The 15461-nt window shown below is 60.7% G+C and carries 15 protein-coding genes; 5 read left to right on the forward strand and 10 right to left on the reverse strand.

Translation table 11 applies throughout. The features are described from left to right. From KI237_RS02120 to gpmI, 3 genes are all read right to left on the reverse strand, one after another. A complete protein-coding gene (locus KI237_RS02120; RefSeq protein ID WP_212798596.1) occupies positions 1-1317 on the reverse strand; it encodes a S41 family peptidase in 1317 nt (438 codons plus the stop codon). A 32-nt stretch (positions 1318-1349) separates the two neighbouring features. Continuing rightward, entirely contained in the window at positions 1350-2642 is a 1293-nt protein-coding gene (locus KI237_RS02125; RefSeq protein WP_212798597.1) for a murein hydrolase activator EnvC family protein, read from the reverse strand. 229 nt (positions 2643-2871) lie between these two features. Beyond that, entirely contained in the window at positions 2872-4401 is a 1530-nt protein-coding gene (gene gpmI / locus KI237_RS02130; protein ID WP_212798598.1) for a 2,3-bisphosphoglycerate-independent phosphoglycerate mutase, read from the reverse strand. A gap of 152 nt (positions 4402-4553) precedes the next feature. On the opposite strand from gpmI, the gene KI237_RS02135 reads away from it, so the two are divergent. The 3 genes from KI237_RS02135 to secB are packed head-to-tail and all read left to right on the forward strand — an operon-like array spanning position 4554 to position 5746. Then, complete coding sequence (locus tag KI237_RS02135; RefSeq protein ID WP_212798599.1) at positions 4554-4967, forward strand: rhodanese-like domain-containing protein; 414 nt, start codon at positions 4554-4556, stop codon at positions 4965-4967. A gap of 1 nt (position 4968) precedes the next feature. Next, the gene (gene grxC, locus KI237_RS02140) at positions 4969-5223 is read left to right on the forward strand and encodes a glutaredoxin 3 (protein WP_212798600.1); all 255 of its coding nucleotides are present in this window, start codon (positions 4969-4971) and stop codon (positions 5221-5223) included. A gap of 40 nt (positions 5224-5263) precedes the next feature. After that, on the forward strand, positions 5264-5746 hold the full coding sequence (gene secB / locus KI237_RS02145; protein ID WP_212798601.1) for a protein-export chaperone SecB: 483 nt from the start codon (positions 5264-5266) through the stop codon (positions 5744-5746). A 186-nt stretch (positions 5747-5932) separates the two neighbouring features. Here the strand turns inward: secB and trmL are convergent, their stop codons facing one another. Further along, positions 5933-6388: a tRNA (uridine(34)/cytosine(34)/5-carboxymethylaminomethyluridine(34)-2'-O)-methyltransferase TrmL gene (gene trmL, locus KI237_RS02150; protein ID WP_053117534.1), complete on the reverse strand. Its 456-nt coding sequence runs from the start codon at positions 6386-6388 to the stop codon at positions 5933-5935. Between trmL and KI237_RS02155 the strand changes: the two genes are divergently transcribed. Continuing rightward, positions 6387-6827 (forward strand): hypothetical protein, encoded by a 441-nt coding sequence (locus KI237_RS02155; RefSeq protein ID WP_212798602.1) that lies wholly within the window; start codon positions 6387-6389, stop codon positions 6825-6827. The genes trmL and KI237_RS02155 overlap by 2 nt on opposite strands. A 522-nt stretch (positions 6828-7349) precedes the next feature. Here KI237_RS02155 and ntrC read toward each other — a convergent pair. From ntrC to glnA, 6 genes are all read right to left on the reverse strand, one after another. Further along, positions 7350-8786, reverse strand: a complete 1437-nt coding sequence (ntrC, locus tag KI237_RS02160) for a nitrogen regulation protein NR(I) (protein WP_212798603.1) — start codon at positions 8784-8786, stop codon at positions 7350-7352. Then, on the reverse strand, positions 8783-9868 hold the full coding sequence (glnL, locus tag KI237_RS02165; RefSeq protein WP_212798604.1) for a nitrogen regulation protein NR(II): 1086 nt from the start codon (positions 9866-9868) through the stop codon (positions 8783-8785). The genes ntrC and glnL overlap by 4 nt, the downstream gene beginning before the upstream one ends. A gap of 253 nt (positions 9869-10121) precedes the next feature. Then, positions 10122-10745 carry a DUF4124 domain-containing protein gene (locus tag KI237_RS02170; protein ID WP_212798605.1) on the reverse strand — a complete coding sequence of 208 codons (624 nt, stop codon included), beginning with the start codon at positions 10743-10745 and terminating at the stop codon, positions 10122-10124. After that, positions 10742-11260: a DUF4124 domain-containing protein gene (locus KI237_RS02175; protein ID WP_212798606.1), complete on the reverse strand. Its 519-nt coding sequence runs from the start codon at positions 11258-11260 to the stop codon at positions 10742-10744. The genes KI237_RS02170 and KI237_RS02175 overlap by 4 nt, the downstream gene beginning before the upstream one ends. Positions 11261-11449: 189 nt before the next feature. Continuing rightward, positions 11450-12013 (reverse strand): chorismate mutase, encoded by a 564-nt coding sequence (locus tag KI237_RS02180; RefSeq protein ID WP_212798607.1) that lies wholly within the window; start codon positions 12011-12013, stop codon positions 11450-11452. Positions 12014-12134: 121 nt separating this feature from the next. Continuing rightward, on the reverse strand, positions 12135-13541 hold the full coding sequence (glnA, locus tag KI237_RS02185) for a type I glutamate--ammonia ligase (RefSeq protein ID WP_212798608.1): 1407 nt from the start codon (positions 13539-13541) through the stop codon (positions 12135-12137). 329 nt (positions 13542-13870) lie between these two features. Here glnA and thiI point away from each other — a divergent pair, with 329 nt between their 5' ends. Then, positions 13871-15325: a tRNA uracil 4-sulfurtransferase ThiI gene (gene thiI / locus KI237_RS02190; RefSeq protein WP_212798609.1), complete on the forward strand. Its 1455-nt coding sequence runs from the start codon at positions 13871-13873 to the stop codon at positions 15323-15325. Positions 15326-15461: the final 136 nt, after the last annotated feature.

Consider the following 15461-nt stretch of genomic DNA (forward strand, 5'->3'; position numbering starts at 1 on the left):
TCAGCGGCCGGACGTGATGTTCAACCCTTTGAGCAGGCTCAAGGCCTGGGCCAATTGATAGTCGTCATCCTGTGGCATTGGCTTGGCTTTGCCACCGGAACCGGTCGGTTTGTCGGCGCCGCCGTTGCCATTGCCCAGGTGACCTTGCAGGTCGGCTTCCTTGAAGTATTCGCTGTCCTGCTCGTTGGTGATCTTGGCCTTGCGCACCTCGATGTCCGGGACGATGCCCTGGGCCTGGATGGAGCGACCGTTGGGCGTGAAATACAGCGCGGTGGTGATCTTCAGGGCGCGGTCGTTGTTCAGTGGCAATACGGTCTGCACCGAGCCCTTGCCGAAACTGGTGGTGCCCATGACCACGCCACGCTTCTGGTCCTGCAGGGCGCCGGCGACGATTTCCGATGCCGAGGCGCTGCCGCCATTGATCAACACCACCAATGGCACGGCTTCGCTCAGGTCGTTGCCGGTGGCCGAGAAGCGCAGCTCGGAATTGGCGATGCGGCCCTTGGTGTAGACGATCAGGCCCTTGGTGATGAAGTGATCCACCACTTCCACCGCCGATTGCAGCACGCCGCCGGGGTTGTTGCGCAGGTCCAGGACCAGGCCGTTGAGTTTCTTGCCGTTGTCCTTGCGCATCTTGGCCAGGGCCTTGGCGACTTCTTCGCCGGTCTTGACCTGGAATTGGGTAATGCGGATGTAACCGTAGCCCGACTCCAGCAACTGGCTCTTCACGCTCTTGACCTGGATGACCGCCCGCGTGAGGGTCACGTCGAATGGCGTACCGCCGTCGCGCACCAGGGTCAGGGTGATCTTCTGGCCGATCTTGCCGCGCATCTTGTCCACGGCTTCGGTCATGCTCTGGCCGCGCGTCGGCTGGCCGTTGATCTTGACGATGAAGTCACCGGCCTGGATGCCGGCCTTGGAAGCAGGTGTGTCGTCGATCGGCGAAACCACCTTGATGAAGCCGTCTTCGCTGCCGACCTCGATGCCCAGGCCACCGAATTCGCCGCTGGTGCTTTCCTGCAGCTCGGCAAAGTCGTCCGGCCCCAGGTAGGCCGAGTGCGGATCAAGGTTGCTGAGCATGCCTTTGATGGCGTTCTCCAGCAGCATCTTGTCATCCACCGGTTCGACGTAGGCGGCCTTGATCCGGTCCATGACCTCGGCAAAGGTGCGCAGCTCGTCCAGCGGCAGCGGGGCCTTGGCGGTCGCGGCTGTGGCAGCGGGGGCCGACGGGGCTGGTTCGGCGGCGAAAGCCAGGGGCGCACCGATCACGAGGGCGATCGTCAGGGCCAGCGAGGTAAGGCGGGACAAATGCAGCATGTCGAACGAACTCCTTAATAGGATGGGCGCGCTTATCCTTGCGCACGACACCATTGGGCCGGGTCACTGGGGCGACCCTGCTGACGAATAGCGAAATACAGTGCTGGCGTATCCTGCCCGCCACTGTTACCGACCGTGGAGATGGACTCTCCGGCCTTGACCACATCCCCCGCCGACTTGAGCAGCGTCTGGTTGTGGCCGTACAGGCTCAAATAACCGTTGCCGTGATCCAGGATCACCAGCAGGCCGGCGCCGCGCAACCAGTCGGCGAAGACCACGCGCCCGCCATGCACGGCATGTACCTGGCTGCCGGCGGAAGCGCTGATCATCACCCCGTCCCACTTGGTGCGGGTGTCGTCGCCGCGGGTTTCACCGAAGCGCGCAAGCAATCGACCATTGACCGGCCATGGAAGTTTTCCTCGCGCTGAAGCAAATGCGCCGCCGAAGGTTTCGCCGTCGCTGGAAACCAGCGCGCCGGGGCTCGATTTTGCTGGTTTGCGCGGTGCGTCGCCGGCGTCCGCGTCGGCCTGGGCTTCACGCAAACGCTTTTTTTCGGCTTCCTGCTGGGCGATCAGCGCTTTCTGGCGCGCTTCTTCTGCCTCTCGGGCCTGGCGGGCCAGGGTTTCTTCGATGGTTTTCAACACATTGGCCAGTTCGGCCTGGTCCTGCTCGCGGGCCTTGAGCTTGCTGTCGCGAGCCTTCACGTCGTCATTGAGCTTGGCCAGGGCCACCTGGCGTTCCTTTCGCACCTTCTCGAGTTCTTCGCGTTGGGTGTCGAGGCTGCTCTTTTGCACCAGCAACTGGGCTTGCTGCAGTTCAATGTCTTTTTCGACATTGGCCAGTTGGCGCAGGGTTTCGTTGAAACTCTTGAGCTGTTCCAGGCGGGCCTGGCTCAGGTAATCGTAATAAGTCAGGGTGCGAGCGAACTTCTCGGGGTTCTGCTGGTTGAGCAGCAGCTTGAGGTATTCCTGGCGGCCGTTCTGGTAGGCGGCCCGGGCCTGGATGGCGATCAGCTTTTGCTGTTCAGTGCGCGCGCTCTGGAGTTTTTTTTTCTCTCCATCGAGTCGCTGCAGCTCGGATTCGCTTTTCTTCAGCTCTTTTTGCAGGGCGTCGACCTGCTTCTCCAGATTGCCCATCTCGGTCTCGGTGCCGCGCAGGTCTTTCTGCACGCTGGATTTCTCTTCCTGCAACTTGCCCAGCAGCTTCTTCAGCTCGGCAATGTCCTGGCGCGTGGCTTCCAACTGTTGTTGGGTTTGCGCGCGCTCGTCGGCAAAGGCCGGTTGGAGCAGGCAGGTCAGAGCGAGGGCTATCAGGACGCGAAGCATAGAGGCGGGCGACACCAGGGAAAGGGACGGCCTAGTATGCCCGCCCCACGCTGCAAAAAAAACGCCCATTTGGGGCTGTGTGATAACTGGCTAAAAAAACACCAGAAACCCCAATGTGGGAGCGAGCTTGCTCGCGATAGCGCCAGTACAGTCAACAAAGATGCCGCTTGGACGATCGCTATCGCGAGCAAGCTCGCTCCCACAGGGTTTGCGGTGATTGGTGGATCAATCAGACCAGGATTGAAGTCCCGGTCATCTCCGCCGGTTTTTCCATGCCCAGCAGCATCAGCATGGTCGGTGCCACGTCAGCCAGCACGCCGCCGTTGCGGACCTTGAAGTTGCGCTTGCCGACATAGATGAACGGCACCGGCTCGGTGGTGTGGGCGGTGTGGGCCTGGCCGGTGGATTCGTCGGACATCTGCTCGACGTTGCCGTGGTCGGCCGTGATCAGGGCTTCGCCGCCGACCTTTTCCAGGGCCTCGACGATGCGGCCAACGCAGGTGTCCAGGCATTCCACGGCCTTGACCGCCGCCTCGAACACGCCGCTGTGGCCGACCATGTCGCCGTTGGCGTAGTTGACCACGATCACGTCGTAACGCTGGTTTTCAATGGCCTCGACGATGCGGTCGGTCACTTCCGGTGCGCTCATCTCCGGTTGCAGGTCGTAGGTGGCGACTTTGGGCGAGGGGATCAGGATGCGTTCTTCGCCCGGGAAGGGTTCTTCACGGCCGCCGGAGAAAAAGAACGTCACGTGGGCGTACTTTTCGGTCTCGGCGATGCGCAGTTGGGTCTTGCCGTTCTTCGCCAGGTAGTCGCCCAGCACGTTTTCCAGGCTGCCGGCGGCGAAGGCCGATGGCGCGGGGATGCTGGCGGCGTATTGGGTCAGCATCACGAAACCGGCCAGTTTCGGCTGGCGAGCGCGTTCGAACTCCTTGAAGTCGTCTTCGACAAACACGCGGGTCAGTTCGCGAGCGCGGTCGGCGCGGAAGTTCATGAACACTACGGCGTCGCCGTCTTCAACCTTGACCGGTTCGCCAATGGTGGTGGCCTTGACGAATTCGTCGCTTTCGCCGCGCTCGTAGGCGGCTTGCAGGCCTTCCTGGGCGGTGGCGGCGTTGAACTCGGCGTTGCCGTCGACAATCAGGTTATAGGCCTGGGAAACGCGGTCCCAACGGTTGTCACGGTCCATGGCGTAATAGCGGCCGATGAGGCTGGCGATGCGACCCTTGCCAAGTGCCTGGAACGCTGCGTCCAGGAGTTCGATCGACGACGTGGCGCTTTTCGGCGGGGTGTCGCGGCCATCGAGGAACGCGTGCAGGTAGATCTGCTCGGCGCCGCGCTTGAAGGCCAGTTCGGCCATGGCAATCAGATGGTCCTGGTGGCTGTGCACGCCACCGTCGGACAGCAGGCCCATGAAGTGCACGGCCTTGCCGGCGGCCACGGCTTTATCCACGGCGGCGCAGATGGTCGGGTTTTCGAAGAACTCACCGTCGCGGATCGATTTGGTCACGCGGGTGAAGTCCTGATACACCACGCGGCCCGCGCCGAGGTTCATGTGGCCGACTTCGGAGTTGCCCATCTGCCCGTCCGGCAGGCCGACGTCCATGCCGCTGCCGGAGATCAGGCCGTTGGGCACGGTGGCCCACAAACGGTCCAGCACAGGCTTGTTGGCCGAATACACGGCGTTGGATTCGTGGCTGTCACTGTGACCGAAGCCGTCGAGAATCATCAGGACCAAAGGTTTAGGCGTGGTAGTCATGGAATCCACTCGTGGCGGGTTAAAAGAAGACGATGGAAAAGGGACGGGCAGTTTAAAGGTAAGTTCCGACGGCGTCACCGCCGGGCGGGGTTTGGCCGGCCTTGTGTGCTGTGTATACTGGCCGACATTTTAACGCCCTGGAACCTCCTTCGATGGTTGCTCACCTGATTGAATTTGCCACTACCCACTACATTCTCGTCGGTATCTTCGTCGTACTGCTGGCGTTGCTGGTAGCCCATACGATGCAGGGTGGCGGTCGCAGCCTCAGTACCGCCGAGCTGACGGCGTTGGTCAACAAGGATGCCGGCGTGGTGGTGGACATCCGCCCGAGCAAGGATTACGCCGCTGGCCACATTGTCGGGGCGGTGAATATTCCCCAGGACAAACTGATCGCCCGTATTGGCGAGCTGGAAAAGCACAAGGCCAAGACGCTGATTCTGGTAGATGCCCAAGGCCAGCACGCCGGCACCCACGCCCGCGAGCTGATGAAATCCGGTTTCACCGCCGCCAAGCTGTCCGGCGGTGTGGCGAGCTGGAAAGCCGACAATCTGCCCCTGGTGAAGTGAAATGCCCGACGTCGTTGTCTATTCCAGCGATTACTGCCCCTATTGTTCCCGAGCCAAGTTCCTGCTCCAGAACAAAGGCGTGGCCTTCGAAGAGATCAAGGTCGACGGCAAGCCGCAACTGCGCGCCCAAATGGCCCAGAAGGCCGGGCGCACGTCCGTGCCGCAGATCTGGATCGGCAGCACCCACGTGGGCGGTTGCGATGATCTGTTCGCCCTGGAGCGCGCCGGCAAGCTCGACGCACTGCTCAAGGCCTGAATTTCCCACTGAAAGAACCTGAAAGTAAGAAGGATCTGCGATGACTGACCAACAGAACACAGCTGCCAGCGAAGAAGAAAGCGCACCGCAATTCTCCTTGCAGCGCATTTATGTACGTGACCTGTCCTTCGAAGCCCCGAAAAGCCCGGCGATCTTTCGCCAGCAGTGGGAGCCGAGCGTAGGCCTGGACCTGAACACTCGCCAGAAAGCGCTGGAAGATGACTTCCACGAAGTGGTGCTGACCCTGTCGGTGACTGTGAAAAACGGTGACGAAGTGGCGTTCATCGCCGAAGTGCAACAGGCCGGGATTTTCCTGATCAAGAACCTGGATGCCGCTTCGATGAGCCACACCCTTGGCGCGTTCTGCCCGAACATCCTGTTCCCTTACGCCCGCGAAACCCTGGACAGCCTGGTGACCCGCGGTTCGTTCCCGGCCCTGATGCTGGCTCCGGTGAACTTCGATGCCCTGTACGCCCAAGAGCTGCAGCGCATGCAGCAAGAAGGCGGCGCGACCGTTCAGTAAGCGGCGCTGTCAGCCAGCTACAAAACCTGTGGGAGCGAGCCCTGTGGGAGCCGAGCTTGCTCGCGATGAACGATGACGCGGTTTTGCAGTTGAGCCGTGTCGACCTCATCGCGAGCAAGCTCGGCTCCCACAGGCTCGCTCCCACAGGTGTTTCTCTCGCAGGTGTTTCTGGTGGACGGGAAGGGTTCAGGCGAACCCGTTCTGCCGCCAAGCCTCATAAACCGCCACTGCCACGGTATTGGACAGGTTCAGGCTGCGACAGCCTTCGCGCATCGGCAGGCGCAAGCGTTGTTCGGCAGGCAGGGCGTCCAGCACGTCGGCCGGCAGGCCACGGCTTTCCGGGCCGAACAGGAACGCATCACCCGCGACGAAGCTGGCGTCATGGAACGGCCGCGAACCTTTGGTGGTAAAGGCGAACAGGCGCGGATGCCCGAGGCTTTCCAGGCAACTGGCAAGGTCGGCGTGACGCTGCAAGGTGGCATACTCGTGATAGTCGAGACCGGCACGGCGCAGGCGCTTGTCGTCCATGTCGAAGCCCAGCGGCTCGATCAAATGCAGGTGGCAGCCGCTGTTGGCGCACAACCTGATGACGTTGCCGGTATTCGGTGGAATTTCCGGTTGAAAAAGGATGACGTGAAACATGCACGGCTCCGCAGATGAAGATGAGCGGCATTCTACGCCGCAAACCGAGCGACGTTCGAAGCTAATGCCTCGGGTGATGGGCTCGTTGGCGATTTTCGGCATGATGGTCGGGCTGATGATCGGACGCCTGACCACGCCCGAACCGAGCGTACTGCAGCAGGTCGAGGTGATTGACGGTGGGGTGGTGGCTTGGTTCAACACCGAACCCAAGCTGCACGGGGAGGTCATCGACGGCTCGGTAGCGTTGTTGTTCGAAGCAGAAGGTCGGCCGCAGAACGGCCAGTTGAAGTTCAACGGCAAGGACGTGAACTGGCGGGTGCGGTTGAGTGACAAGGGATTGTTGCTGACGTTGGTGGCGGCGCGTCCACTGCGCGGGGCGTGGACCGCCAGCGAGGTCGATGATCGCTGGCGGCTGGAGGTCCGTCTCCAGGAGCAATAAAAGAGGGAATCCCCGGCCTGCCTGTACCAAGGTCCCCAAAACGGGAGGGCTTACCGCGAAGGTCCAGCCCTGGTGTAAAGAAGGGAAACCTTGACCTGCCTGTATCAAGGCCCCCAAAACAGTGGGCTCGATGAGCCCGGTATAAAATGGGGAATCCCCGGCCTGCCTGTACCAAGGTCCCCGAAACTGGGTAGTGATTGAGTTATTGCAGGGGGCGTGCCAGGTTTAAATGGTTTGTCACAAAAAAATTGCTGATGCTGCGAAAAGCCCCGTATTGCGGGGCTTTTTCTTTTGTATGGGCTGGGTTTTCGCGTTTTACCGATTGGCTTAGGCTCGCGCGGCATGCGCAATTGCGGTTCGCCGTGCATTGATGCGGTGCATGAAGCCTCTAAAAGCATCGCGAGCAAGCTCGCTCCCACAGTGGATTTTCGGTGTTCGCGAGCCCGTGAACACCCCTGAACCCTGTGGGAGCGAGCTTGCTCGCGATAGGGCCTCCAAATTCAGCGAAGGGTTACCGGCCGATCAGCCCTCTTCGCCATCATCATCATCCCCACCGTCAACCTTCATCCCCAACTCCTTGATCTTGCGGGTCAAGGTATTGCGGCCCCAACCCAGCAGCACCGCAGCGTCGCGGCGGCGGCCGGCGGTGTGCTTGAGGGCGGTTTCGATCATGATCCGCTCGAAGCTCGGCACGGCGCTGTCCAACAGGCTCGATTGACCACGGGCCAGGGCCTGGTCGGCCCACTGGCGCAGGGCTTGCTCCCAGTTGGTCACCGGGGCTGAATCCTGTGGCAGGCTCAACAGCTCCGGCGGCAGGTCGCTGATGTGCACTTCGCGACCCGAAGCCATCACCGTGATCCAGCGGCAGGTGTTTTCCAACTGACGCACGTTGCCCGGCCACGGCAGGTTCTTGAGGTATTCCTCGGTTTCGCTCTTGAGCAGCTTGGGCTCGACCGCCAGTTCCTGGGCCGCGCGGCTGAGGAAGTGCCGGGCCAGGGTTGGAATGTCTTCGCGACGATCTGCCAGGCGCGGGATATGGATGCGGATCACGTTCAGGCGGTGGAACAAGTCCTCACGGAATTTGCCGGCGTGAACCAGGGTTTCCAGGTTCTGGTGGGTCGCGGCGATGATGCGCACGTCCACTTTGACCGGCGTATGCCCGCCCACTCGATAAAACTCGCCGTCCGCCAGTACGCGCAGCAAGCGGGTCTGGGTGTCCGCCGGCATGTCGCCGATTTCATCGAGGAACAACGTGCCGCCGTCGGCTTGCTCGAAGCGCCCGCGCCGCAGGTTGGCCGCGCCGGTGAACGCACCTTTTTCGTGGCCGAACAGCTCGGACTCCATCAGGTCCTTGGGGATCGCGGCCATGTTCAGCGCGATGAACGGCGATGCCGCCCGTGGACTGTGACGGTGCAGGGCGTGGGCTACCAGTTCTTTACCGGTGCCCGACTCGCCGTTGATCAGCACGGTGATGTTGGAGTGGCTCAGGCGCCCAATGGCGCGAAACACTTCCTGCATCGCCGGCGCTTCACCGATGATTTCCGGGGTGCGGGCCAGGGCCGGCACCTCTTCCATGCCCTGTTGTTCCTGGGCATGTTGATTGGCGCGCTTGACCAGCGACACGGCTTCGTCGACGTCGAATGGCTTGGGCAGGTATTCGAAAGCGCCGCCCTGGTAGGACGCCACGGCGCTGTCCAGGTCGGAATGGGCGGTCATGATGATCACCGGCAGCCGCGGATGCTGTTCGCGAATCCGCGCCAACAGGTCCAGGCCGCTGGCGCCAGGCATGCGGATGTCGGAGATGATGACGTCCGGTTGCTGACGCGCCAGGCGACTCATCACCCCATCGGCGCTGTCGAAGCTCTGGGTGGTCATGCCTTCCTGTTGCAAGGCTTTTTCCAGAACCCAACGGATAGAACGGTCGTCATCGACGATCCACACGGTTTCACTACGGCTCATGTCGCTGTGGCTCCTTGTTCCAGTGGCAGGAAGATCGAGAAGGTGGTGTGGCCGGGGTGGCTTTCACACTCGATCAAGCCCTGATGCTGACTGATGATGTTCTGGGTAATGGCCAGGCCCAGCCCGGTACCGTCCGGACGGCCGCTGACCATGGGGAAAAAGATGGTTTCCTGCAGCTCGGCAGGGATGCCCGGGCCGTTGTCGATGATCTCGATCTTGGTCACCAGGCGATGGCGCACATGGCCGATGGTGAACTGGCGCATGGCGCGGGTACGCAGGCTGATGCGGCCCAGGCGCAGCTCGTTCTGGCTGCTGATGGCTTGCATTGCGTTGCGCACGATGTTCAGCACGGCCTGGATCATCTGCTCGCGATCGATCAGGACATCGGGAATGCTCGGGTCATAGTCGCGCACCAGCGTGATGCAACCCTGGCTTTCCGCTTCCACCAGGCTGCTGACGCGCTCCAGCACTTCATGGACGTTGCACATCGCCAGCGATGGCAGCTTGTTCGAGCCGAGCATGCGGTCCACCAGGTTTCGCAGGCGGTCGGCTTCTTCAATGATGACGTTGGTGTAGTCCTTGAGGCTTTCTTCCGGCAGTTCGCGGGCGAGCAACTGCGCCGCGCCACGGATCCCGCCGAGGGGGTTCTTGATCTCATGGGCCAGGCCGCGCACCAGCATCTTGCTGGTTTCCTGCTTGGACAATTGCGCTTCTTCCTTGGTGATACGCAGAAGGCGATCACGCGGGTGGACTTCCAGCAACAGCAGGGTGGCGCCGTTGTTCAGGATCGGTGTAACCGCATAGTCCACGGTCAGGGTCTGGCCGGTCAGCGCGGTGAGCATCGCTTCGCGCTTGGTAAACGGATGGGCTTGTTCCACCGCCTGGCGCAGGGAGTTGAGTGCCTCGGCGGATTCGGTGAACAGTTCGCTGATGAACTGCCCATGGCTGCGCTGGCCACTGACGGCCAGGAGCATCTCTGCCGCCGGGTTCATGTACTCGAGGCGCAGTTCAGCATCGAGCAGGATGGTCGCGGTGGTGAGGTTGTCGAGCAGCAAGCGGTGTAGTGCGTCGCTAATGGTCATCAGGACCTCTTTTGGAGCGTAGCAAATCGGGACCGGTCCCAAATTGCGCGCGCGATTAATGCGCTGTTACAAGGAAAATGCAAAAACCAAACCAAGGCTCCGAAAAGAAGCGTTTAGAGCCTCAAAAAGGTGTTTTTCGCCCAGTTGCGTGGCGTTCTGCCAGCTTTTTCGGGTACTTTCGAACCAAAATGGGTTTGGAAACTGAGTAGCGTGCAAATATTTGCACCAATATAGTGCGCGAGCTTGGGCGGCATCAGAAGAACGGCAGGATGCTGCTTTTTTCTTCTTCAGGCTTTTCGGCGAGTGGGCACTCGGGGCGTTGACCGTAATCGGCCGTGGCGCAGGGTTTGATGCGGCGCTTTTGCGCCAGTGACATGCGTTGCATATGGAAGGGCTGGTTGGCGGTGCGTTCGACGATGCGGTCCTGCTCATCGAGGATTTCTACCGCCAGTTGATGGGTGCCTCGATCGATGTTGCTCAAGGCAAACACCGGGCTTGGCCCCGGCGCACCCGTCGGCTGGCCGTCGAGTAGCAGGCGGTAGCGGTGGCCTTTTTTCAGGCCGGGTTCGCTGGTGACGCTGACGATCAGTTCGCCTGCGGTGCTGCGTATCGTCGCGTCCGGCTCGGGTATCAACAGTCGGAGCATTTCGTAATGAAACAAGGGCTCGGGCCGAGCTTCGGCGGTGGGCGCCGAGTGTGTACCCGGGGGCGGCGTCGGCATCCGGTTGCCGGGTGGCAGTTGGACTTTCTTCGCATTGCCGGGGCGCGGCTGATCGGTGAAGACGCGATTACCCTGGGCATCGATGTAGGTGTAGACCTGCGCCACCCCTGGCAGTGCCGCCAGCGCCAGGCTAAGCGCGAGCAGCCAGCGGATCATGGCTGGTGCACCCGCTGCACGGTGAAGGTGACGGTTTCGCTTTGCTGCACGAGGTTTTCGCCGTCGATGACTTGAACCGCCAGGCTGTGTTCGCCCCGATCGATATTCATCAACTGCAGGCGCGGCACGTTGCTCGGCTGGCCGTAGGGCTGTCCGTCCAACAGTAACCGGAACAGGTGCGGGCTGCGCAGGCGCGGTTGAGCGTGCACGCCAACGGTGAAGGTGCCGTTGTTGGCGCGCAGGGCCTCTTCGTTGGGGATGTCCGTCAGTTCCAATATCTCGTAGGCATTGCGCGGCTCGTCGTTGTTGGCGGGGGCTGGCGGTGTGGCCGGGCTGGCCGGGGATTGGCGTTCGATGCTGTTGAGCGGCGGCAACTCCACCGTCTGGGCCGGTACGCCCTGGGGCGGCTGGTTGCTGTAGGCGGTGTTGCCCTCGGCGTCGGTGTACTTGTAGATCTGCGCAGCGGCAGGCAGCGCCAACAGCAGCAACAGGATGATTGAAAAACCGCGACCCATGGAAAATCGACCGAAAATGAAAAGTGATGGGTTGCAGCATAGGTCAGGGATGGGGATTGACCCAAGTTGTTGCGCTCAGCCCCTGTGGGAGCGAGCTTGCTCGCGATAGCGGCGTGTCAGTCACTGAGATATTGGCTGTGCCGGCCTTATCGCGAGCAAGCTCGCTCCCACAGGGGAAGGGGTGTTGTTTTAAGCTTTTGTGGGGATACACAGCTCTCCGGTCGCCCGGATCAGGGCGAGGCGGTGCACGGGGTGCTGCTTGTCATTGTGGGTAGCTCGGGCCAGCCATTGCGGGCACTGCGGGTCGGTGCGGTAGGGGGCGAAGTCGGCCAGTTGTTGCAGCAGGCGTTTTTGCAGTCGATCGAGTTGCGGGCGGATCTGTCCCACCAGGTCCGGGCGCGGAAGGTCCGGGGCCTTGCCTGCCATGGCCCAGTCGGAGAGGTTGATGTACTGCACCATTTTGTTGGCTTCTATCTGGGCGGCGAAAAACGCTTCCACGGTTTCGCCACTCAGCTTGTAGGCCGGCGCCTGGGCGACGGCGGCGGCAATCACTTCTCGCTCGCGCTGACGGTCTTCTACCGGTTTATGGCTGTCCCATTTGCTCAACGCCACTTGATCGCCAAGGGCCAGGCGTTCGCCAATGGCGTTAAGCAACGGGGTAAGGGCTTCAGGGGCGGGGGCCGAGGCGGCTTCGGCGGTGCAGGCCAGCAGCGCGGCAGACAGGGCAAGGCAGAGCTTGAAGCGCAAAGTCATGGGCAGTCTCGTTTTCTATGGGGGAGCGACGAGGCATCATGCACGTAACCGGCGCCCATAAAAAAGGCCTCCCGAAGGAGGCCTCTCTTTATTCACGCCGTGCGTGGCGGCGTTTACTGGATTAGCAGCTGTAGTACAGCTCGTATTCCAGTGGGTGTACGAAGGTGCGAACCTTGATTTCTTCTTCGCTTTTCAGTGCGATGTAAGCGTCGATGAAGTCATCGCTGAATACGCCGCCCTTGGTCAGGAACGCGCGGCCCTTGTCCAGCTCTTCCAGGGCTTCTTTCAGGCTGCCACACACCTGTGGGATTTCCTTGGCCTCTTCAGGCGGCAGGTCATACAGGTTTTTGTCAGCGGCATCGCCAGGGTGGATCTTGTTCTGGATACCGTCCAGACCGGCCATCATCAGTGCAGCGAAGGCCAGGTACGGGTTGGCAGCTGGATCCGGGAAGCGTGCTTCGATACGACGAGCTTTAGGGCTGTTGACGTAAGGAATACGGATCGAGGCGGAACGGTTGCGAGCCGAGTAGGCCAGCATCACCGGGGCTTCGAAGCCTGGGACCAGACGCTTGTAGGAGTTGGTCGACGGGTTGGTGAAGCCGTTCAGGGCCTTACCGTGCTTGATGATGCCGCCGATGAAGTACAGGGCGGTGTCCGACAGACCGGCATAGCCTTCGCCAGCGAAGGTGTTCTTGCCGTCTTTGGAGATCGACACGTGAACGTGCATGCCCGAACCGTTGTCACCGTAGAGTGGCTTCGGCATGAAGGTCGCGGTGCGGCCATAGGCATCGGCCACGTTGTGCACGACGTACTTCAGGGTCTGAACTTCGTCAGCCTTCTTGACCAGCGTGTTGAATTTCACGCCGATTTCGTTCTGGCCGGCAGTTGCCACTTCGTGGTGGTGAACTTCAACGGTCTGGCCCATTTCTTCCAGTGCGTTGCACATGGAGGTACGGATTTCGTGGTCGAAGTCGAACGGTGGAACCGGGAAGTAGCCGCCCTTGACACCTGGACGGTGGCCTTTGTTGCCGCCTTCCACGTCCTGGTCGGACATCCACGAACCTTGTTCGGAGAAAATCTTGAACATGGAACCGGAGATGTCGGACTTGAATTTGACCGAGTCGAAGATGAAGAACTCAGGCTCAGGACCGAAGAAAGCGGTGTCACCGATACCGGTGGACTTCAGGTATTCCTCGGCGCGGTGGGCGATGGCGCGTGGGTCGCGGTCATAGCCTTGCATGGTCGAAGGTTCGATGATGTCGCAGACCAGGATCAGGGTCGGCTCTTCGGTGAACGGGTCCAGGACGGCGGTTTCGTCGTCCGGCATCAGGATCATGTCGGAGGCTTCGATGCCTTTCCAGCCGGAGATGGAGGAACCGTCGAACATTTTCCCGATTTCAAAGAATTCGTCGTCCAGCGCATCACGAGCCGGCATGGTCACGTGATGTTGAGTACCTTTGGTGTCAGTGAAGCGCAGATCAATCCACTTGACGTCATGATCTTTGATGAGTTGAACCGACTTCGACATATGTCCTCCGGGTGGCTTCGGGCGGGTAGTGGAGTGCCCTTAGATATGGGTGATGCCGGCGCGAATACTCTGCCATGGCAACCTGCCTCACAAGGGAGCAAATTGCATGCCAGTGCCCCAGCATGGGTGTTTTGCACCAAATCCACGCTCTTGGAGGGTAGGTATAGCGGATTGTCGAACAATTGCGCACCGCAATGTGGCGCGCAATTGTGGTTATGACCTGTTTTGGTGCATTGAAAACGAACTGCACATTAACTGGTTAAACCTTGAGCAATTTCCGCTATAATCCGCGCCCCCCTTTTTCGGCTGGCCGTTCGCGCGCTGTTTTCATGAAACTAATCGTAAAAGTCTTCCCCGAGATCACCATCAAGAGCCGCCCGGTACGGATGCGTTTCATCCGCCAGTTGGCCAAGAACATCCGCGCCGTGCTCCGAGACCTGGACCCGGCCGTGGTGGTGAATGGCGTGTGGGACAACCTCGAGCTGGAAACCCGTGTCAGCGAACCCAAGCTCCTGAAGGAAATGACCGAGCGCCTGAGCTGCATGCCGGGCATCGCGCATTTCCTGCAAGTCGATGAATACCCGCTGGGGGATTTCGACGACATCCTTGCCAAGTGCATGCTTCATTATGGTGATGCCCTGGCCGGCAAGATCTTTTCGGTGCGCTGCAAGCGTGCCGGCAAGCACCCTTTCAGTTCGATGGATGTGGAGAAGTACGTCGGCAGCCAGTTGCGCCGACAGTGCGGCGCGGCCGGTATTTCGCTGAAAGACCCGCAGATCGAAGTGCGCATCGAAATTCGCGACCAGCGGCTGTTCGTGATCCACAGCCAGCACAACAGCATCGGCGGTTATCCGCTGGGTTCGCTGGAGCAGACCCTGGTGCTGATGTCCGGCGGCTTTGACTCCACGGTGGCCGCCTACCAGATCATGCGGCGCGGGTTGATGAGCCATTTCTGCTTCTTCAACCTCGGCGGGCGCGCCCATGAACTGGGTGTGATGGAAGTGGCGCACTTCATCTGGAAGAAGTACGGCAGCTCCCAACGCGTGTTATTTGTGAGCGTGCCGTTCGAAGAAGTCCTGGGCGAGATTCTCGGCAAAGTCGATAACAGTCATATGGGCGTCATTTTGAAGCGTATGATGTTGCGCGCCGCTTCTCGAATTGCCGACCGCCTGCAAATCGATGCGCTGGTGACCGGCGAGGCGATCTCCCAGGTGTCGAGCCAGACGCTGCCGAACCTGTCGGTGATCGACTGCGTGACCGAGAAGCTGGTCTTGCGGCCGCTGATTGCCAGCCACAAGCAGGACATCATCGACCAGGCCAATGAAATCGGCACCGCCGAGTTTGCCCGGCACATGCCGGAGTACTGCGGCGTCATCTCGGTCAATCCGAAGACGGCGGCCAAGCGCGGGCGGGTGGAACACGAAGAGAAAGAATTCGACATGGCGGTGCTCGAGCGTGCGCTCGAAAACGCCAGGCTGGTGCCAATCGATCGAGTCATCGATGAGTTGGGCCAGGACATTCAGATTGAAGAAGTCGGCGAAGCGCTGGCTGGTCAGATCATCATCGACATCCGTCACCCGGACGACGCTGAAGACGACCCGCTGAGCATCGCCGGCATCGAGGTAAAAACGATGCCGTTCTATGCCGTGAACGCGCGTTTCAAGGAACTGGACCCTACTCGCCAGTACCTGCTGTATTGCGACAAAGGCGTGATGAGTCGCCTGCATGCCCACCATTTGCTCAGTGAGGGGCATGCCAATGTGCGCGTTTATCGACCGAGCTAAGTGCCCGGGGCTGTTTGCCTGTGGCCTGCGTCACCGGCCCCCCGACGCCGCCGACAGGCTGTAACGGCTTTGTCGGACTCAACGTAAATCGCTGCCACGACCTGTCAGCACACCGAATCCTCTGATCGAGATACAC

It is taken from the genome of Pseudomonas sp. St316, assembly GCF_018325905.1.
Taxonomy (GTDB): Bacteria; Pseudomonadota; Gammaproteobacteria; order Pseudomonadales; family Pseudomonadaceae; genus Aquipseudomonas.

Bases quoted from the DNA above. Each gene is read 5' to 3' on its own strand.
- KI237_RS02120 (WP_212798596.1), bottom strand. From the start codon at position 1,317: ATGCTGCATTTGTCCCGCCTTACCTCGCTGGCCCTGACGATCGCCCTC.
- KI237_RS02125 (WP_212798597.1), bottom strand. From the start codon at position 2,642: ATGCTTCGCGTCCTGATAGCCCTCGCTCTGACCTGCCTGCTCCAACCG.
- gpmI (WP_212798598.1), bottom strand. From the start codon at position 4,401: ATGACTACCACGCCTAAACCTTTGGTCCTGATGATTCTCGACGGCTTC.
- KI237_RS02135 (WP_212798599.1), top strand. From the start codon at position 4,554: ATGGTTGCTCACCTGATTGAATTTGCCACTACCCACTACATTCTCGTC.
- grxC (WP_212798600.1), top strand. From the start codon at position 4,969: ATGCCCGACGTCGTTGTCTATTCCAGCGATTACTGCCCCTATTGTTCC.
- secB (WP_212798601.1), top strand. From the start codon at position 5,264: ATGACTGACCAACAGAACACAGCTGCCAGCGAAGAAGAAAGCGCACCG.
- KI237_RS02155 (WP_212798602.1), top strand. From the start codon at position 6,387: ATGCACGGCTCCGCAGATGAAGATGAGCGGCATTCTACGCCGCAAACC.
- trmL (WP_053117534.1), bottom strand. From the start codon at position 6,388: ATGTTTCACGTCATCCTTTTTCAACCGGAAATTCCACCGAATACCGGC.
- ntrC (WP_212798603.1), bottom strand. From the start codon at position 8,786: ATGAGCCGTAGTGAAACCGTGTGGATCGTCGATGACGACCGTTCTATC.
- glnL (WP_212798604.1), bottom strand. From the start codon at position 9,868: ATGACCATTAGCGACGCACTACACCGCTTGCTGCTCGACAACCTCACC.
- KI237_RS02170 (WP_212798605.1), bottom strand. From the start codon at position 10,745: ATGATCCGCTGGCTGCTCGCGCTTAGCCTGGCGCTGGCGGCACTGCCA.
- KI237_RS02175 (WP_212798606.1), bottom strand. From the start codon at position 11,260: ATGGGTCGCGGTTTTTCAATCATCCTGTTGCTGCTGTTGGCGCTGCCT.
- KI237_RS02180 (WP_212798607.1), bottom strand. From the start codon at position 12,013: ATGACTTTGCGCTTCAAGCTCTGCCTTGCCCTGTCTGCCGCGCTGCTG.
- glnA (WP_212798608.1), bottom strand. From the start codon at position 13,541: ATGTCGAAGTCGGTTCAACTCATCAAAGATCATGACGTCAAGTGGATT.
- thiI (WP_212798609.1), top strand. From the start codon at position 13,871: ATGAAACTAATCGTAAAAGTCTTCCCCGAGATCACCATCAAGAGCCGC.